This is a genomic window from Devosia sp. (assembly GCF_039927955.1).
Classification (GTDB): Bacteria; Pseudomonadota; Alphaproteobacteria; order Rhizobiales; family Devosiaceae; genus Devosia.
Window position 1 is genome coordinate 35,720 of sequence record NZ_JBDSUA010000022.1, and the last position, 17,728, is coordinate 53,447.

Here is a 17,728-nt window from a genome sequence, read left to right on the forward strand (position 1 = left end):
CCATGTGTGGCATTGTTGGTATTGTCGGCGTCGGGCCGGTCGCTGGCCGTCTGGTGGATGCACTCAAGCGCCTGGAATATCGCGGCTATGACAGTGCTGGCGTCGCTACCATCGAACACGGGGCGATTTCGCGTCGCCGCGCCGAAGGCAAGCTGGGCAATCTGGCGCAGAAGCTGGCTTTCGAGCCGCTGGGTGGGCAGATCGGCATCGGCCACACGCGCTGGGCAACCCACGGCGCGCCGACGGAGCTGAATGCGCATCCGCATGCCACCGACCGAGTGGCGATCGTTCACAACGGCATTATCGAGAATTTCCGCGAACTGCTGGCCGATCTGGCCAAGGACGGCTACCAGCCCAAGACCCAGACCGACACGGAATCGGTGGCGCTGTGGGTTACCCGTGAGCTGGATCGTGGGCTCGATCCCGAAATGGCCGTGGCGGTGACGCTGAAGCAATTGCGCGGGGCGTTTGCGCTGGCTTTTCTGTTCAAGGGCGAAGAAAGCCTGCTGATTGCTGCCCGTAGCGGTGCGCCACTGGCGATCGGCTATGGGGCGACCGAGATGTATCTGGGTTCGGACGCCATGGCGTTGGCCCCGTTCACCTCGCGCCTGACCTACCTGGAAGATGGCGACTGGGCGGTGATCACCGCCAAGGGCGTGACTATCCGTGATGGCAAGGACGCTATCGTGCAGCGCGAGCAGCTGATTTCGCAGGCCTCGGCGCTGATGGTGGACAAGGGCAACCACCGCCATTTCATGGCCAAGGAAATCTACGAACAGCCGGAGACCATTTCGCATACGCTGAGCCATTTCGTGGATATGGCGGCTGAAAAAGTGGCGATCCGCGAGGATCTGCCGTTCGATTTCGCCACCATGACGCGGCTTAATATCAGTGCCTGTGGTACGGGTTATCTGGCGGCAATGGTGTCGAAATACTGGTTCGAGCGTTATGCGCGGCTGCCGGTCGATGTCGATGTGGCGTCCGAGTTCCGCTATCGCGAACCGCCGCTCGACAAGGGCGGGGTGTCGCTGTTCATTTCGCAATCGGGTGAGACGGCCGATACCTTGGCAGCGCTGCGCTATTGCGCATCGCAGGGGCAGGTGATTGCCTCGATCGTCAACGTGCCGGAATCCACCATTGCCCGTGAATCGAGCGTGGTGTTCCCGACGTTGTGCGGGCCGGAAGTCGCGGTGGCGTCGACCAAGGCGACGACGGCGCAGTTGACCATTCTGGCTAGCCTGGCCATTGCGGCGGGCGTGGCGCGCGGTGTGTTGAACCGTGAGCAGGAAGCCGAACTGGTGCGCGGGCTGATCGCGCTGCCGGGCGCGGTTTCGGCGGCCCTGGCCGAAGAGCACCATATCGAGGCGGTTGCCAAGAAGCTCTCCAAGGCCAAGGACGTGCTGTATCTGGGCCGCGGCTCGATGTTCCCGATTGCCATGGAAGGGGCGCTCAAGCTCAAGGAAATTTCCTATATCCATGCCGAAGGCTATGCGGCGGGTGAACTGAAGCATGGCCCGATCGCGCTGGTGGATGAGGCGATGCCGGTGATCGTGGTGGCGCCATCGGATGAACTGGTGGAAAAGACCCTGTCCAACATGCAGGAAGTGGCGGCACGCGGCGGCAAGATCATTCTGATCACCGACGAAGAAGGCGCGGCGACGGTTGGGCATGGGGTGGCGGAAACCATCCTGATCCCCAAGGTGCTCAGCTTCGTGGCGCCGATCCTGGCGCTGATCCCGGTGCAACTGCTGGCCTATCATACGGCAGTGGCAATGGGCACCGACGTGGACCAGCCGCGCAATCTGGCCAAGTCGGTCACTGTAGAATAGCGCCAGTTGCCGTAGCGGGGATAAGTTTTATCCGGCCCGGATCAGCGGGATCGCCAGGTCTTTGCGGAAGAGATACAGCGCGGTCTGCGCGGCCTCGCCGTCGGCACCGGTCAGGGCCGGGTTACGCTGCAGCAGCGCCTTGGCGTCATCGTGGGCGTAGTCGATCAGGTGGCGATGGACGTCCGGCACGGCGAGGCGATAGCCGGGCATGCCGGATTGGCGGGTGCCCAGCACGTCGCCCTGGCCGCGCAGTTCCAGATCGCGTTCGGCGATCAGGAAGCCATCTTCGCTGGACTTGATGGTTTCGAGCCGGGCCTTGGCGGTTTCGCTCAGCGGTTCCTTATACAGCAGCAGGCAGGCCGAGCGGATGGCGCCACGACCGACGCGGCCGCGCAACTGATGGAGTTGGGCCAGGCCAAAGCGTTCGGCGTGTTCGATGATCATGATCGAGGCATTGGGAACGTCGACGCCGACTTCGATGACGGTGGTGGCGACCAGCAGTTTGACCTCATTGGCGATGAAGCGGGCCATGACCTCCTGCTTGGCGGCGGCGCTCATGCGGCCATGCACCAGCGCCACCTGATTGCCGAACAGCTTTTGCAACTCGGCAAAGCGATCCTCGGCGGAGATAACGTCGAGATGTTCGCTTTCCTCGACCAGCGGGCAGACCCAGAAGGCCTGGGCGCCTTCGTCGAGCCGGGTCTTGAGGCGTTCGACAATGCGGGGATAGTCCTTGATCGAGCTGACGGCGGTATCGATGGGCTGGCGGCCCTTGGGCTTTTGGCGCAGCACGCTGACGGCCATGTCGCCGAAATGGGTCAGGACGAGGGTGCGGGGGATCGGCGTGGCGGTCATGACCAGCAGGTCGGTGTGGCGACCTTTTTCCGAAAGGGCGAGGCGCTGGTGGACGCCGAAGCGGTGTTGTTCGTCGACGACATTGAGACCGAGATTGTGAAACTCGACGCCGGACTGGAACAGAGCGTGGGTGCCGACGGCGATGTGGGTTTGTCCGCTGGCGAGGCCAGCGAGGATGATGCGGCGTTCGGCTGCGGGCATTTTGCCGGTGAGCAGGGCGATGCCGAGCCCCGCTGCCTCGGCGAGGGGTTTGAGGGTTTTGTAGTGCTGGCTGGCGAGCAGTTCGGTGGGGGCCATGAGGACGGATTGAGCGCCGCTTTCGGCGACGGCGGCCATGGCCATGAGGGCGACGACGGTTTTGCCGGAGCCGACGTCGCCCTGCAGCAGGCGGGACATGCGGTCGGGTGAGGCAAGGTCGGCGTGGATTTCGGCGATGGCGGCCTGCTGGCCTTCGGTGAGGGTGAAGGGCAGAGTGGCGGCGACGCGGGTGGTGAGTTCGCCGGTGAATTTGCGGGCGATGCCGCGTTCGGAGATCATCGAGGAGCGGATCAATTGCAGGGTGAGCTGGCCGGCGAAGTATTCGTCATAGGCCAGCCGCATGCGCGCCGGGCCCCAGAGTTCGCCGTCGGCGGGTTCCTGGGGGTTGTGGACGGCCGCCATGGCTTGGGCGAAGGTGGGCCATTTGAATTGGCTCAGGGTTTCGGCCGGTATCCATTCGGGCAAAGCCGGGACGGTTTGGACGACCTGTTTGACCAGTTTGCTCAGGGCTTTGGAGCCGAGGCCATTGGTCAGCGGATAGACCGGTTCGACCAGCGGCAGGGTGTCGAACTTTTCGGGTTCGACGATGTAGTCGGGGTGGGTGATCTGCTTTTCGCCGTTGAAAAAGCCGATCTGGCCGGAGACGTAGCGCTGCTCGCCGACGGGCAGGGCCTTTTCGACCCAGCCGCCGTGGGCGCGGAAAAACACCAGTTGCACTTCGCCGGTTTCGTCATGGGCAAAGACGCGATGGGGAATGTAATCGCGGCCGCGCGGGGCGGGCTGGTGGCGATCGATGTGCAGTTTGAGCGTGACGACCTGATTGAGATAGGCCTCGGCAATGCCGACCTGGCGGCGGCGATCGACGACGCCGGAGGGCATGTGCATCAGGATATCGAGCGCGATGGCTTCCTGGCCCTCGGGGGCGCCGAAAAACCGGGTCAGGAGCGCGGCCAGCTTGTCGCCGACACCCTTGATCGAGTGCAGCGAGCGAAAGAGCGGATCAAGGCTGGACGGACGCGACACGATTCGGATGCTCCAGTAGAGCGGGCAGGCTATAGGGCGCGCGGGTTTGGCCCAAGGGGTTTGGCGGGCGCAGCGAGGCGCCGGACGGGGTTGCCTCCGGGTTGAACAACTGCGGCATGTGGCGAGATTTGCCTCATGATGGGTTTAGTAGAGAGGCAGACCTCGCCACATGCGATGGGTTTTCTGTTCCCCGAAGCGGTTCTGGTCTTTTGCGCTAGACCTGATCCGTCCGGGAGACCCAGGGCCGTGCGACCACCGCCCCTCCCACCTGCTCCCCGCGGACGTTCGTCGCGCACCCACAGAAGTTTGCGAGGATATGGGGTGGAGATTACCCCGGATTTTGGGCGTGGGGATAAGAGGGATTGGGGCCGGAGGTGGTCACCGCACTTGTCCGTCCTCCCGGCGACTGCTTCCGACCCATCTCTGACATTCGACATTTTGTTGCTGCACCTAAATGCCGCCATTCGCCTCCCAAGCCTGCTGCGGATTCGCGCCCCAAAATCTGCCCTCACCAAAACGGATCGCCAGAACCTGTCATTGCGGACGGCTTTGAACGCGCAATGTCCATTACTGAACGGTGCTGAGCGCCGTAGCGGAGCGGTCGGAAATTCGAAATCCCAGGTCTGCGATCATCAGTTGCAAATCGGACGGCCCCTGATCACGGTACGTTCCCGCCACAATGCAACGGCCTAGATGGCGGAAGCCGTGAGCATGACCTTCATAGTCCCGATAATGCTTGCTTCGTCGTACGGCTTGGAAAAAAATCTTGCGCCTGCGGGAAGCTGACTTTCTCCCACAATGGCTCTCCCGGAGGCGACCATTATTTTAATTGGAGGCCACCTATCACGAATATAATGTACGAGCTTTAGACCATCCATGGTGCCCGGCATTTCAACATCTGTGAACACCAGACGAATATCGGCCCGTGACTCCAGTATCTTGATCGCCTCATCGGCGTTTCGCGCTTCCAGAGCTTCAAAACCCGCCAAGTTGACAATGTCCAAAGCTGCTTGTCGGATAAGGGTATGGTCTTCAACGACCAGAACGACGGGCTTATTTGGGGACATGGAAATCTCGGATTGGCGACGGATCGTGCGCGACACTGGTCTTTCGAAATGCATTATGCAGGTTCGAGAATAACATTCTCAACCATAGCTATTTGGCTATGAGCGATTGAGACTTTCGTTCCCGGATGTGCAGTGGTGATCACCACCTCTGCGTCAAGGCGTTTTGCTAGAGCCTCAACGATGTTGGTACCGAGGCCGGGCTTTTTATCGTTCGCGTTTTCAGGCATGCCGACGCCGTCGTCACTCACAGACAGCGTCCAATTTTGGCCATGAGCGCGGTAAAACACGTCAATTATCCCGTGCCGATGTTCCGGGAACGCATGTTTAAGCGCATTGATGACCAGCTCGGTAACGATCAGCCCGAGGCTCACTGACACGTCTGCGTCGATGATGCTGTCATCGACGTCGACCTTTATCGAGAGCTGCTCATGGTCGTGAACCATTGATGCGCTCAGGCTTTTGCAGAGCTGTATCAAATAGGGGGCCAGCTCGACGTTCCCAAGCGTGGATGCCGCCAGCTGCTGTTGTACGGCCGCAATGGACATCACCCGATGGTGGGCGTCTTGCAGATGGCCACGGGTCTCGTCCGATTGCACCTTGCGAGCACTTTGCATCAGCACGCTGGCGATGATTTGAAGGCTGTTCGCAACACGATGCTGAACCTCGCGCAGCAGAATATCCTTCTGCCTGACGAGGTCGTCTTTGAACTTGTCATCAGCTTTGGCTTTGGTCATATCTGCAACCGCCATAAGCAGCAGCACCTGACTTTTGTCCGAATAGTCGAGCTTGTGGGCGCGAATAATCAAATGGCAGACGGGCAGACCCTTTCGATGGAGGTCAATCTCGTAAGCTTCAATTTCCGCCGCACCGGACGCCGTCGCTTCCAGCAGTGATGTGAGCTGGGGCATGGCCCACTCGCCCGCGCCTACTTTTGCAAACTCTTGACCGGGCATGCTTCCCGGATCGATCCCGAAGGCCCTGCAAAAGGACGCGCTCGCTGCCACAACCCTCAATTCCTTATTGAGCAGCAAAAGCGGGGTGCTCGATGACGAAATGACAGCCAGCATCAAGCTCAGAGCAGTTTCGGGATGCAGTGTTATTGGGGCAACCATGACTGGGCCTCCGGTGCCGGAGGCTCGCAAAGCGAAAGCCATATACGGCGGACCAAGTATCACAATTTACTTGGACCCACACACCAACGACTTCACAGTGGAATGGTTGCGTGAGCAGGGTTCGACCAATGCCGGCCAGATGCAATTCGTTCGCCCTCTGCTAATTTAGATCTTCCGGCTCATCGGGAAGATGTCCGCTATCGCATGACTAGCGCCAGATGCGGCCAGTCAACTTTCCACCCACATGTCAGACATTGGCCGCGCTGGCGCCATAGGCCTAACGCTCATCGGGACATTTCAGCGGAGGCCGGAATGCAGTTGTGATGATCGGCGAGTGCGGCGGCCGGATGGCTTTGGGCCGTCGGGATTCCGGCCTGCGCCTGAATGACATTGTGGTTTTGGGGCCTTGGGGCCTTGGGGCCTTGGGGGCGGATGGGTGACGTCTGTTGCTTGATCCTCATGCAGATCGGTGGCGGGGTGCCTGAAGGCGCAGCCAGATTGCCGTGCCGAGCAGGGGTAGTCCCCAGGCGATCCAGGCGTCGAGGGCGTAGAATGTTTCGAAGTGTCTGGAGATGCCGAACACTTTCCACAGGCCCAGATAGAGCCGGAAGAACAGCGCGCCGGAGGTGACTGCGGCCAGCATCAGCATGCAGGCGCGGTGGGCGGCGATGCGCCGGCGCCGGATGTTCCAGATGCCGAAGGCCAGCAGCACGATCCAGGCGATGCCCTGGGCGACGAAGCCCGCTGCAGATAGTTTCGTTACCGGCATGACCACGGCGACCGGGATGGCGGTGATGCCGGCGATGAGGATGTCGATTGCTGCGATGCGCCCCAGCAGGGGGTGCCATCTGGTGCGGCGCAGATAGATCACCAGTGGTACCAGCAGCAGCGCCAGACCGCCCGTGATCATGTGAACGGGGAAAATAATCGGCAGGAGTTCGAGCTTCACCGCCAGCGCTTCGGGAAAGCCGTCGTTGTCGTAACTTTCGGAAATTCCGCGCAGCGCAACATAGATGACAAAAACCGCCAGAGGCGCTAGCAATAGCCATCGCCAGACTGCCACACCGCGCGGGCTAGCTTTATCCAAATGGGAGTTCATGATGGTTCATCGCACCCTTGCAAGCATAACCCTCGGCCTGGCCCTCAGCTTGAGCGGAACTTTGGCGCACGCGGCAACCCCCGAATATTATGGCCGCTGGGCTGTAAGCGATGAAGCGCCCGCTTATTCGTCCAAGGGCATTTTGTACAAGACAATCGATATCGCGCCCTGCGGCAATGATTTCTGCGGCGTTTCGGTAGCTGATGATAGCTCGTGTGGCGACGTTCTGTTTCGCTTTTTTACCACCCACACGATTGACGAAGAGTTGGTCGGCCATGGCAAGTGGGGCAAGGCCAAGAAAAAGCTCGAAATGGGTTACGTAGCGTCTGACCCGGATCCGGCCTACATGTACCTGGCGCTGGGCGCCGACGACATGGACATGAGCGGCCGCGAAGGCAGCATTCCCACATTCCAGGCCAATTATAAACGGCAGGGCGACGTCGCCTGCAAGGCGAAGTAAACGGGCATCCGTATCGCTTCTTTCCCGATAGCGCTCGACGATTGAGCGGTTTTGAGGTGGGGATTGGTGGGTGTATGGCGCAGCCAACTCACCCCCACCCCTGTCCCCCTGCCATTCGAGCATAGCTCTCATAGCCTCTTCCGCTCATTTCGCGCCACTGGCGCGAAATGCCCTACGGGTCGCTGCAGAGCCCCACAAGGGGGAGGGAGACCTGACAGGTGGTTCGGTTCATCCGGAAAATCCGCGGTCGACGGCTTCACTTGGGTTGCGGCCTCACCAGAACATAATGACAACGCGGGCAAAGCCGCGTAAGGAATTTTCATCAATCAACGACCCCAGGATCATGGCATCAAATGACAGCCGGTGAGGACATTGCTATTCGCCGCAAGATGATGCGGTACCGGGCCTGGCATCGGGGGACGCGGGAGATGGATCTGGTGTTGGGGCCGTTTGCGGATGCCCATATCGAGACGCTGTCGCTGGTTGATCTGGATCGGCTGGAGCGGCTGATGAGCGAGGAAGATCCGGAATTGCTGACCTGGGTGATGGGGCAGGTGACCCCGCCAGAGACGGTGGATCGGGCGTTTCTGGACCTGCTGATTGCCGACCATAAGGCGCGAGTGAGCAAATGAACGAGATTGCGCCGATCAAGCCAGCGCGGACCATCGCCAATGTGCCCGATGGCATGCAGCCGCTTGTTCTGGCGCGGCTGGTGCAGCAGCGGTTGAAGGCAGCGCCGGAGGACGGTGCCAGCATCGTGTTCGTGGCGCGCGACGGACGGCGGTTGCAGCGGATGGCGGAAGTTTTGGCGCAGATGCTGCCCGGGCACCCGATCCTGACGCTGCCGGCATGGGATTGCCTGCCCTATGACCGGGTTTCGCCCAATGGGGTGACCATTGCGGCGCGGATGAATACGCTGGCGGCACTGACCGCCGGGAGCGTCAAGGGCGCGCTGGTGTTGACCACGGTCAACGGGCTGATCCAGAAGCTGCCGCCGCGCGATGCGGTGGCGGGGATGTCGTTTTCGGCGGTGGCCGGGCGGATGCTGGACAGCGAGAAGCTGATTTCGTGGGGCGCCAATAATGGCTATCTGCGGGTGCCGACGGTACGCGAGAGCGGCGAATATGCGGTGCGTGGCGGGCTGGTCGACCTGTTTCCGGCCAATGCGGACTTTCCGCTGCGGTTCGATTTTTTCGGGCAGACGCTGGAATCGATCCGCACCTTCGATCCGGATACGCAGCGCACCAATGGCACGCTGAAACGGCTCGACCTGACGCCGATGAGCGAAGTGGTTCTTACTGAAGATACCATCAAGCGGTTCCGGCAGAACTATACGCGGATGTTTGGCGGCAATACCGCCGATGACCAGCTGTATGCGTCGGTCAGCGGCGGCGCGAAATATTCGGGCACCGAGCATTGGTTGCCGTTTTTCTATGATCATATGGACAGGCTCTCCGACTATGTCGGGGACGCGCCGTTTGTGTTCGATGATCAGGCGGTGGAAGCGTTTGGCGATCGGCGGACGCAGATCGTGGACTATTATGAGGCGCGCGAAACGGCGCGGCTGCAGCCGCAGGTGGCGGGCAATGGCGCGCCATACAAGCCGATCCCGCCGGCGCTGCTGTATGCGGTGAATGAGCATCCGTATGCGCTGGCCGGGGCCAGTGTGATCCAGCTGTCGCCGTTTCTGGCGCCGACCGACAAGGAAGATGCGGGCGGGCATATCGCGCCCAGTTTTGCGGCCGAGCGCCAATCGGCCGATACCAATCTGTTTCAGGCTGTGGTCGACCGCTTGCTGGCCGAGCGGCGGGTGGGGCGGCGAGCGATCGTGGCGTGCTGGACCACCGGCACGCGCGACCGCATGGCGCAGGTACTCAAGGACCACGGGCTGACCAATCCGCGCATGGCGGAAAACTGGCGCGATGCGGAAACCACCAGCGCGGCGACAACATCGCTGGTGGTGCTGGGGCTGGAATCGGGGTTCGAGACCAAGGACCTGCTGGTGCTATCCGAGCAGGATATTCTGGGCGAACGCATCCTGCGGCCGCAGCGCAAGAAGAAGGCATCGGACGCGCTGACCGAGGCGACGAGCCTTTCGGCGGGCGATCTGGTGGTGCATGTCGATCACGGGATCGGGCGGTTCCTCGGGCTCAAGGTGATCGAGGCGGGCGGCGCGCCGCATGAATGCGTCGAGATCGAATATGCGGGCGACACCAAGCTCTACCTGCCGGTAGAAAATATCGAATTGCTGTCGCGCTATGGCGCGGAAGACGCTGGTGCGTCGCTGGACAAGCTCGGCGGCGTGGCCTGGCAGGCCAAGAAGGGCCGGCTGAAGAAGCGCATCCGCGAGATGGCGGAGCAGCTGATCAAGATCGCGGCGGCGCGGCTGCTGAGCCGGTCCGATCCGATTGAAATCCATTCCGGTGCTTACGACGAGTTCGTGGCACGGTTTCCGTATGACGAGACTGAGGATCAGCTCACCGCGATTGAATCGGTGTTTGACGATTTGACTTCGGGCCGGGTGATGGACCGGCTGGTGTGCGGCGACGTGGGCTTTGGCAAGACTGAAGTGGCGTTGCGCGCGGCCTATGCTGTGGCGCTGGCGGGCAAGCAGGTTGCCGTGGTGGTGCCGACGACGCTGTTGGCGCGGCAGCATTTCAAGACGTTCCGCGATCGGTTTGCCGGGCTGCCAGTGAATGTGCGGCACGCTTCGAGGCTGGTGAGTTCGAGCGAGCTGGCGGCCACGAAGGAAGGGCTGGACAACGGGCAGGTCGATATCGTGGTGGGCACGCATGCGCTGCTGAGCAAATCGATCAAGTTCAAGGATCTGGGCCTGCTGATCATCGACGAAGAGCAGCACTTTGGCGTGAGCCACAAGGAGCGGCTCAAGGAGATGAAGGACAATGTGCATGTGCTGACGCTGACGGCGACGCCGATTCCGCGCACGCTGCAACTGGCGCTGACCGGGGTGCGCGACCTGTCGCTGCTGGCATCGCCACCGGTGGACCGGCTGGCGATCCGCACGTTTATCTCTCCATTCGATGCCCTGAGCGTGCGCGAGGCGCTGCTGCGCGAGAAATATCGTGGCGGGCAGGGGTTCTATGTGGTGCCGCGGATCAAGGACCAGGCGGAGATCGCCGAGTTTTTGACCCAGCAGGTTCCGGAGGTGTCGTTCGTGGTGGCCAATGGGCAGATGCCGCCGAGCCAGCTCGATGACATCATGAATGCGTTTTACGACGGCAAGTTCGATGTGCTGGTGGCGACCACCATCGTCGAATCGGGGCTGGATATTCCCAATGCCAATACGCTGATCGTGCATCGGGCCGACAATTTCGGGCTGGCGCAGCTGTATCAGATCCGTGGGCGCATTGGGCGGAGCAAGGCGCGGGCCTATGCGCTGTTCACGGTGCCGCCGGACAAGAAGATGACCGATACCGCCGAGCGGCGGCTGGGCGTGCTGCAATCGCTGGAAAGCCTGGGGGCCGGGTTCCAGCTGGCCAGCCATGACCTGGATATTCGCGGTGCGGGTAACCTTTTGGGCGACGAACAGTCTGGTCATATCCGCGAGGTCGGGTTCGAGCTGTATCAATCGATGCTTGAAGAAGCGGTGGCAAACCTGCGCAATGGCGAGGAAAATTACGAAGACAAGAACGAGTGGAGCCCGCAAATCTCGGTCGGCATGCCGGTGATGATCCCCGAGCATTATGTGCCGGACCTGCAATTGCGCATGCAGCTGTATCGCCGCCTGGGCGATCTGACGGAAATCCGCGATATCGATGCGGCCGGTGCCGAATTGATCGACCGATTCGGGCCGTTGCCGGAAGAGGTCGAGGCGCTGCTCAAGGTCATTCTGGTCAAGGCGCTGTGCCGTGTGGCCAATGTGGAGAAGGTCGATGCCGGACCCAAGGGCGCGGTAATCACCCTGCGCAAGAACGAGTTCCCGAACCCGGTGGCGCTGGTCAAAATGGTCAGCGATCCGGCCAATCAGGTGCGGATCAAGCCCGATCAGAAGCTGGTATTTGCCCGCAACTGGCCGACGCCGGATGCGCGGCTCAAAGGGACGGCGGCGATTCTGTCGCGGATGGCGAAACTGGCGGAGAACGTCGCCGCGTAAACCAAGGCGCAGGAGAAGCAGGCGGTTTGGCCACACTTTGCCTATAATGCTTTGGCAAGACAGGTCCGTCATGTTATTGCCCGAATTCAGCACTTGAAGGGCAGCTTAATCAAGGTGGCAGCAATGGCCATCGCGACTGCCAAGGAAGCCAAGGAAATTCTATGAATCTCAGGAAACCCCTCGTTGCCGGTTTTGCGGTGGCTGCGCTGATGCTGTCGTCGCTTTCGGCCTATGCACAGGATGCTGCACCAGCGGCGCCGGCTACCGATGCGGCGGCCCCCGCCGCTCCTGCCGCCGATGCGGCGGCGCCTGCCGCTGATGCGGCCGCTCCTGCTGCTGGCGCTGCCGCCAGCCCGACAACCAACTGGCTCAAGGTTTGCGACCCGATTGCCGATGGCAAGAAGGCCTGCATCATGCGCCAGGTGGTGCTGGCCAATGGCCAGTTCCTCGGCTCGTTCCTGCTGCGTGACGATCCGGGCCAGCAGAGCCGTCTGCTGGCTATTGCCGCGGTGCCGCTTGGCGTGTTGCTGCCGTTCGGCCTGACCTGGCAGATCGATGGCGGCAAGCCGATCCGCGTGCCGTTCATGCTGTGCGATCCGACCTCGTGCGCCACCCAGCTGGTGATCAACGAAGCCTATGTGAATTCGCTCAAGAAGGGTGGCGTGCTCAAGCTCGTCGCCAAGAACCGGCAGAACCAGGATCTCACCATCGAGATCACACTGGCCGGCTTCACCACGGTTTATGACGGCGAAACGGCGTTGACCTTCGACGAATTCCGCAAGGAATCGAACGGCAATAACGCCCTTGAGCAGGTGTTGCAGGACCGTGCCGAACAGTTGCGCAAGCAGCTTGACGCACCGGGCGCTGCCCCGGCTGCTGGCACTGCGCCGGCCGCTGCCCCCGCAGCAGCGCCTGCTGCGCCGTAAGGTTGCAACCGATAGAATTGGAAAAGGGCGCGTTTTCCGCGCCCTTTTTGTTTGTCCTACAGTTGGCCCATGCCAAGCCCGAAAGCCTGTTTGCGCAGGGCCGGCGAAAGTTTGAGGGCCCAGAGCCCGCCGGCGCGCAGCGCTTGCGCGGGCAGCATTTCCTGTAGCAGCGAGCGGAACAGCGTATCGACCATGCTGCCAGTGCGCTTGAGGTCGGCCGCGCGGCGGCGGGCATAGTCAGTACTGAGGCGGGCAGCCCAGCCAGGTTGCGTGCGGTCGATGGACGCCAGCGCTGCCGAGAGGTCGGCGACGTCGCGCAGGCCCAGATTGAGGCCCTGTGCGCCAATCGGCGGGAAGGCATGGGCGGCCTCGCCGACCAGCACGATGCCGTCGGCGCCAGCACGATCGACGGTCAGGGTGCTGAGCGGGAAAATGAAGCTCGGGGTTGCCAGTGCGACAGCGCCGAACAGGCGCTGGGATTTTTCCAACAGCGTGGCGATAAACGCCTCGGGCGCCAGGGATTGGGCCTGCTTGAGCACGGCCAGATCGTCAATCCACACCAGATTGGCGCGGTTGCCGCCGGCGGGAACCAGAGTGAACGGGCCCTGGGGGTAATGGAACTCGACTGAAGTGCCGCCGAGGGGGCGGCCCAGGGTCAGGTCGCAGACCAGCGCGGCCTGGCTGAAATTGTGCTCGTGGACAGCAAAGCCAGCGGTGGCGCGGACGGAGGATTTTTTGCCGTCGGCACCGACAACGAGGGGAGCGCGGAGCTGCGTGCCATCTGTCAGGGTGAGCAAAGACCCTTCGGAATTGGTTGTGAGCGAGGCCAAAGCCGTCGGGCGCGTGGTCAAATTGGGTAAGGCCCGAGCCGCCGTTTGAAAGCTGTCGGTGAGGCGGATATTGGCAAAGTTCCAGCCGAAAGCGTCCAGACCGGCCTCGGCAGCGTCGAACAGGGTTTCGGGGGCACGCAGAAGGCGTGGCGTGGCGTCGATGATGCGGATCTGGGTCAGCGGGTGGCCGATTTGCCCAGGGGCGCCGATCAGGCCCGCGCCGGTCAAATAGCTGACGCTGGGTTGCATCAGCGCCGAGGTGCGGTGGTCGGGCGGCGCCTCCGGCGCCAGATGAATGGTTTGCAGGCCCGATTGCGCCAGCGCAATGGCGGCGGCGATGCCGGTAAGGCCGCCACCGACAACAATTGCGTCAGCGTCAAAATCGGTCATTTGGCGTCGGCCAGCCGGCGGTTGCGACCGCTGGGCACGATGAAGCTGCCGGCATAGGAGCCAACGAACAGGGCCGTCAGATAGATCCAGAGGTTTTCCGGCAGGAAGGCGATCAGCGAAATGGCCGGGCCGGGGCAGATGCCCGACATGCCCCAGCCAACGCCGAACAGGGCCGCGCCGATGACCAGCCGGCGATCCACCTTCTTGTATTCCGGCTCATGGAAGCTGGTATCGAACAGTGGCGCGGTGCGGGTTTTGGAGAACCGTACGGCGATGAACATCACCAGAATGGCTGGAACGATGACGAAAGCCAGGCTCGGGTCCCAGCCGCCGGTGGGGATGGCGGTGAAATCGAGGAAGCGCAGCACCTTGAGCGGATTGACCATCTGCGAGACATAAAGACCGGCGCCGAACAGGGCGCCGCTGAGGGCGGCAGTGGCGAGATAGGGCAGCTTGAGCGCGGACATCAGACGACCCCGGTGACGGTGACAGTGATAATAGCGACAGAAAAGAACACCAGCACCGCGACAAGCGAGCGCAGCGACAATCGCGCCAGCCCGCAGACGCCGTGGCCCGAGGTGCAGCCATTGCCGATCTTGGTGCCAAGGCCGGTCAGCAGGCCGGCAATGACGATCCAGACTGGGGTCGGGATCGCCCATGCGGCAGGCGCGGTGACCATGACCGGCGGGGTGCCGCCGCTGAGACCGGGGAACAATTTGAACGATATGAAGGTGGCGATGACCAAGGCCGCCAGAAAAATGAGGCGCCAAACCACAGTTTGCGCCGGCGGCAGCAATTGTCCGAAGATGCCGGAAATACCGGCGATGCGGCCATTGCCCAACCAGAGCACAGAAGTGGCAAGGCCGATCAGCACGCCGCCGAGCGTCGCTGAAACAGGTGAAAAGGCGTCCATCAGGTCCGCTCCGATACCAAGAGAGAACCGAATTTGTAGCATTGGGCAGACTGGCGAACCAGCTTTGCAACGGCGCTGCCATGCTGCGGCGCGTCAGCGCAGGGAAAAACTAGTGCAGGAAAGCGGGGCTGCATGGGTTTAACGTTCGCGCTGCAACGCCTAGATATATCCACCGCTAAATGAGATGGAGCCGCAAATGCTTGAGTTGTTGAGTGATCCCAATGCCTGGATCGCACTGGGAACGCTGACGGTGATGGAAATCGTCCTCGGCATCGACAACATCGTGTTCATTTCCGTGCTGGTGTCCAAACTCCCCAAGGAGCAGGCCGATCGTGCCCGCCAGCTGGGTCTCGCGCTGGCGCTGATTTTCCGCATCCTGCTGTTGCTGGTGATCAGCTGGATTATCGGACTGACGCAGCCGGTCATCACGGCCTGGGGCCTGCACCTGTCGTGGAAAGACATCATCCTGATCGCAGGTGGTGTGTTCCTGGTCTACAAGGCCACCCATGAGATGCATTCGGAGATCGAGGAGAACCATGAGGGTGATCTGATCACCGCGGCCAAGGCTTCGTTCTCGGCGATCATCGCGCAGATCATCGTCATCGACATGGTGTTCTCGATCGACTCGATCGTTACCGCCGTTGGCATGGCCGAGCATGTGGAAGTGATGATCGCCGCCGTGATCATCGCCGTTGGCATCATGTTCGTGGCCTCCGGGCCGGTTGCAACCTTCGTTGCCAAGCACCCGACGACCAAGATGCTGGCGCTGGCCTTCCTGCTGCTGATCGGCGTGTCACTGGTGGCCGACGGGTTCGGGTTCCACATTCCCAAGGGCTATATCTATTCGGCGATGGGCTTCTCGGTGGCTGTTGAAGCCATCAATATCCTGATGCGGCAGCGCAAGCAGTCGGGGCACGCGGCCTCCAAGGCTGCGGCGCTGGCGACCGTGCCCAGAAGCGAGCTGGTGCCCAACGCTGCACCAGCCAAGCCGAAGGCCAAGGCAACGCCAGCGTCGCGCGCGCAGTCGCGGCCGAAATCGGCCCCGCGCAAGCCAAAGGCCTGATCGATGTCCAGGGCGATACTGGTTCGACAGACTGGCGATGCCGGCGTGATGCAGCTGGAAGAGCGGGAGCTGAACGCGCCCGGCCCCGGCCAGTTGCGTATCCGGCAGTCGGCAGTCGGGGTCAATTTCGTCGATACCTATCAGCGATCGGGGCTTTACCCGATGCCGGTGCCGTTCGTGCCGGGCAATGAAGGCGTTGGCCTGGTGACGGCGATTGGCCCGGATGTTGCTGGCTTCACGGTTGGTGACCGCGTGACCTATCAGGGGCAAGTGGGGGCCTATGCCGAGGAGCGGCTGTTATCGGCCGAGCGGGCGATTGCGGTTCCGGACGGTATTGCCGACGAAACCGTCGCCGCGATGATGCTCAAGGGCATGACCGCCTATTACCTGCTGTTCAAGACCTGGCCGCTGGCGGCGGGCGAAACCATTCTTTACCACGCGGCTGCGGGCGGAGTGGGGCTGATTGCCTGCCAATGGGCCAGGGCGCTGGGCGCACGGGTGATCGGCACGGCTGGAAGCGCCGAGAAGCTGGCGCTGGCAAAAGCCAATGGCTGCGATGAGGTGATCAACTATCGCACCGAAGACTTTGCCGCGCGGGTGCGCGAGCTCACCGATGGGCGCGGTGTCGACGTGGTCTATGACGGGGTCGGCAAGGATACGTTCGAGAAATCGCTCGACTGTCTGCGACCGAGAGGCCTGATGGTCAGCTTCGGCAATGCCTCGGGTCCGGTATCAATCGCCGATCTCGGGATTTTGGCGCGCAAGGGGTCGCTCTATGTGACCCGGCCGACCGGGCTGCATTACTACGCGCGGCGTGACGACTTGCTCGAAGGCGCCAATGCGCTGTTTGACGTGGTGAAAAGCGGCAAGGTGCAGGTGGATATCAGCAAGACCTATTCGCTGGCCGATGCCGTAGCGGCGCATCAGGCGCTGGAAGGGCGGCAGACCACCGGCTCGGTGGTGCTGCTGCCTTAGGTGGTGTGACCACCCGGAGATGGCGGGTGTGGCTCACCCCCACCCCTGTCCCCTCCCCACAAGGGGGAGGGAGACGACAAATCCTAGATTTTGAGCTGTGTGGCTTACCAGTGGAAGCGGCGCTTTTCGATCGATGTGGCGCCGAGCAGGTAGCCGATGGCAATGCCGATGCCGATAAAGGTGGTTGCTGCGGCTGCGCTGGACACTGGGTGTTCCATCACCGCGTCGGCGACGGCGACTGCTTCGTGCTTGACCTGGCGCACGGCGGTCAGCGCCTGACGGCGGGTGCCTTCGGCGAAATCATCGAACTGCTCACCGGCTTCATCGAGCAGGTCAAAGCCTCGATCCCTCAGGCTGGAGCTGATCTTTTCGACCTCGGCGCGCAGGCTGGCGATCTGATCGGCCACGGTGTCGCCGATGTCGTCCACGGTGACGTCCTTGATCGCAATGTCTTTGGTGATGTCTTTGGCCATCGGGCGCTCCAGTGCAGTTGATGCGACTGAACGGGCCGGATGCGTGAAAGTTCCGCAGGGATGGCGGGTAGGGAGGGATTCGAACCCCCGGAACGCTTTCGCGTTCGCCGGTTTTCAAGACCGGAGCAATCAACCGCTCTGCCACCTACCCAGCGTGTTGCGTTTAGCTGGTGGGGCAAAAGCTGTCCAGTGGGGCACGCGTCGCAGCCACAGGAGTGAGCAGGAGGTTTTTGGAAGCCGGTGAAGCGTAAGCCGTGCTGACATTTCTGGCAATATGGGGTGAAACCCTGCCGGTGCAGTTTTCATTATTTATTCTGTAACAGGAATCGTCGCACTATCAC

The 17,728-nt window shown here is 61.8% G+C and carries 14 protein-coding genes, 1 tRNA gene and 1 pseudogene; 7 read left to right on the forward strand and 9 right to left on the reverse strand.

Features of this window, described 5'->3' with window-relative positions; translation table 11 throughout:
- The first annotated feature begins 2 nt into the window (after positions 1 to 2).
- Complete coding sequence (gene glmS, locus ABIT12_RS06505; protein WP_348045919.1) at positions 3 to 1,829, forward strand: glutamine--fructose-6-phosphate transaminase (isomerizing); 1,827 nt, start codon at positions 3 to 5, stop codon at positions 1,827 to 1,829.
- A 27-nt stretch (positions 1,830 to 1,856) separates the two neighbouring features.
- Here glmS and recG read toward each other — a convergent pair whose 3' ends face one another.
- From recG to ABIT12_RS06525, 4 genes are all read right to left on the reverse strand, one after another.
- Complete coding sequence (recG, locus tag ABIT12_RS06510) at positions 1,857 to 3,965, reverse strand: ATP-dependent DNA helicase RecG (RefSeq protein WP_348045921.1); 2,109 nt, start codon at positions 3,963 to 3,965, stop codon at positions 1,857 to 1,859.
- A 689-nt stretch (positions 3,966 to 4,654) separates the two neighbouring features.
- Positions 4,655 to 5,032 (reverse strand): response regulator, encoded by a 378-nt coding sequence (locus tag ABIT12_RS06515; RefSeq protein WP_348046001.1) that lies wholly within the window; start codon positions 5,030 to 5,032, stop codon positions 4,655 to 4,657.
- Positions 5,033 to 5,085: 53 nt separating this feature from the next.
- Entirely contained in the window at positions 5,086 to 6,144 is a 1,059-nt protein-coding gene (locus ABIT12_RS06520) for a sensor histidine kinase (protein WP_348045923.1), read from the reverse strand.
- 457 nt (positions 6,145 to 6,601) lie between these two features.
- Entirely contained in the window at positions 6,602 to 7,243 is a 642-nt protein-coding gene (locus tag ABIT12_RS06525) for a DUF2306 domain-containing protein (RefSeq protein WP_348045925.1), read from the reverse strand.
- Position 7,244: 1 nt separating this feature from the next.
- Between ABIT12_RS06525 and ABIT12_RS06530 the strand changes: the two genes are divergently transcribed.
- The 4 genes from ABIT12_RS06530 to ABIT12_RS06545 all read left to right on the forward strand — a co-directional run bounded on the left by ABIT12_RS06530 (position 7,245) and on the right by ABIT12_RS06545 (position 12,743).
- A complete protein-coding gene (locus ABIT12_RS06530) occupies positions 7,245 to 7,703 on the forward strand; it encodes a hypothetical protein (protein WP_348063311.1) in 459 nt (152 codons plus the stop codon).
- 353 nt (positions 7,704 to 8,056) lie between these two features.
- Positions 8,057 to 8,335, forward strand: a complete 279-nt coding sequence (locus ABIT12_RS06535; RefSeq protein WP_348045929.1) for a succinate dehydrogenase assembly factor 2 — start codon at positions 8,057 to 8,059, stop codon at positions 8,333 to 8,335.
- Positions 8,332 to 11,817, forward strand: coding sequence for a transcription-repair coupling factor (gene mfd / locus ABIT12_RS06540; RefSeq protein ID WP_348045931.1), 3,486 nt, complete (start codon positions 8,332 to 8,334; stop codon positions 11,815 to 11,817). The genes ABIT12_RS06535 and mfd overlap by 4 nt, the downstream gene beginning before the upstream one ends.
- Positions 11,818 to 11,978: 161 nt before the next feature.
- Positions 11,979 to 12,743, forward strand: coding sequence for an invasion associated locus B family protein (locus ABIT12_RS06545; RefSeq protein ID WP_348045933.1), 765 nt, complete (start codon positions 11,979 to 11,981; stop codon positions 12,741 to 12,743).
- A gap of 56 nt (positions 12,744 to 12,799) precedes the next feature.
- Here the strand turns inward: ABIT12_RS06545 and ABIT12_RS06550 are convergent, their stop codons facing one another.
- Genes ABIT12_RS06550 through ABIT12_RS06560 form a run of 3 tightly spaced genes read right to left on the reverse strand, consistent with a single transcriptional unit; the run spans position 12,800 to position 14,876 of the window.
- Positions 12,800 to 13,963 carry an FAD-dependent monooxygenase gene (locus tag ABIT12_RS06550; protein ID WP_348045935.1) on the reverse strand — a complete coding sequence of 388 codons (1,164 nt, stop codon included), beginning with the start codon at positions 13,961 to 13,963 and terminating at the stop codon, positions 12,800 to 12,802.
- Positions 13,960 to 14,430 carry a DUF6691 family protein gene (locus ABIT12_RS06555; RefSeq protein ID WP_348045937.1) on the reverse strand — a complete coding sequence of 157 codons (471 nt, stop codon included), beginning with the start codon at positions 14,428 to 14,430 and terminating at the stop codon, positions 13,960 to 13,962. The genes ABIT12_RS06550 and ABIT12_RS06555 overlap by 4 nt, the downstream gene beginning before the upstream one ends.
- Positions 14,430 to 14,876, reverse strand: coding sequence for a YeeE/YedE family protein (locus tag ABIT12_RS06560; RefSeq protein ID WP_348045939.1), 447 nt, complete (start codon positions 14,874 to 14,876; stop codon positions 14,430 to 14,432). Before ABIT12_RS06560 ends, ABIT12_RS06555 begins: the two co-directional genes overlap by 1 nt.
- A 196-nt stretch (positions 14,877 to 15,072) precedes the next feature.
- Here ABIT12_RS06560 and ABIT12_RS06565 point away from each other — a divergent pair.
- Both ABIT12_RS06565 and ABIT12_RS06570 read left to right on the forward strand, forming a co-directional pair.
- Positions 15,073 to 15,795, forward strand: a pseudogene (locus ABIT12_RS06565) (TerC family protein); the annotation flags it as partial.
- 147 nt (positions 15,796 to 15,942) lie between these two features.
- Positions 15,943 to 16,914 carry a quinone oxidoreductase gene (locus tag ABIT12_RS06570; protein ID WP_348045941.1) on the forward strand — a complete coding sequence of 324 codons (972 nt, stop codon included), beginning with the start codon at positions 15,943 to 15,945 and terminating at the stop codon, positions 16,912 to 16,914.
- 104 nt (positions 16,915 to 17,018) lie between these two features.
- On the opposite strand, the gene ABIT12_RS06575 is transcribed toward ABIT12_RS06570, so the two are convergent.
- Positions 17,019 to 17,387: a hypothetical protein gene (locus ABIT12_RS06575; RefSeq protein ID WP_348045943.1), complete on the reverse strand. Its 369-nt coding sequence runs from the start codon at positions 17,385 to 17,387 to the stop codon at positions 17,019 to 17,021.
- A 61-nt stretch (positions 17,388 to 17,448) separates the two neighbouring features.
- Positions 17,449 to 17,538: transfer RNA gene (locus ABIT12_RS06580), tRNA-Ser, on the reverse strand.
- Positions 17,539 to 17,728: the final 190 nt, after the last annotated feature.

Bases quoted from the DNA above. Each gene is read 5' to 3' on its own strand.
- glmS (WP_348045919.1), top strand. From the start codon at position 3: ATGTGTGGCATTGTTGGTATTGTCGGCGTCGGGCCGGTCGCTGGCCGT.
- ABIT12_RS06515 (WP_348046001.1), bottom strand. From the start codon at position 5,032: ATGTCCCCAAATAAGCCCGTCGTTCTGGTCGTTGAAGACCATACCCTT.
- ABIT12_RS06520 (WP_348045923.1), bottom strand. From the start codon at position 6,144: ATGGTTGCCCCAATAACACTGCATCCCGAAACTGCTCTGAGCTTGATG.
- ABIT12_RS06525 (WP_348045925.1), bottom strand. From the start codon at position 7,243: ATGAACTCCCATTTGGATAAAGCTAGCCCGCGCGGTGTGGCAGTCTGG.
- ABIT12_RS06530 (WP_348063311.1), top strand. From the start codon at position 7,245: ATGGTTCATCGCACCCTTGCAAGCATAACCCTCGGCCTGGCCCTCAGC.
- ABIT12_RS06535 (WP_348045929.1), top strand. From the start codon at position 8,057: ATGACAGCCGGTGAGGACATTGCTATTCGCCGCAAGATGATGCGGTAC.
- mfd (WP_348045931.1), top strand. From the start codon at position 8,332: ATGAACGAGATTGCGCCGATCAAGCCAGCGCGGACCATCGCCAATGTG.
- ABIT12_RS06545 (WP_348045933.1), top strand. From the start codon at position 11,979: ATGAATCTCAGGAAACCCCTCGTTGCCGGTTTTGCGGTGGCTGCGCTG.
- ABIT12_RS06550 (WP_348045935.1), bottom strand. From the start codon at position 13,963: ATGACCGATTTTGACGCTGACGCAATTGTTGTCGGTGGCGGCCTTACC.
- ABIT12_RS06555 (WP_348045937.1), bottom strand. From the start codon at position 14,430: ATGTCCGCGCTCAAGCTGCCCTATCTCGCCACTGCCGCCCTCAGCGGC.
- ABIT12_RS06560 (WP_348045939.1), bottom strand. From the start codon at position 14,876: ATGGACGCCTTTTCACCTGTTTCAGCGACGCTCGGCGGCGTGCTGATC.
- ABIT12_RS06570 (WP_348045941.1), top strand. From the start codon at position 15,943: ATGTCCAGGGCGATACTGGTTCGACAGACTGGCGATGCCGGCGTGATG.
- ABIT12_RS06575 (WP_348045943.1), bottom strand. From the start codon at position 17,387: ATGGCCAAAGACATCACCAAAGACATTGCGATCAAGGACGTCACCGTG.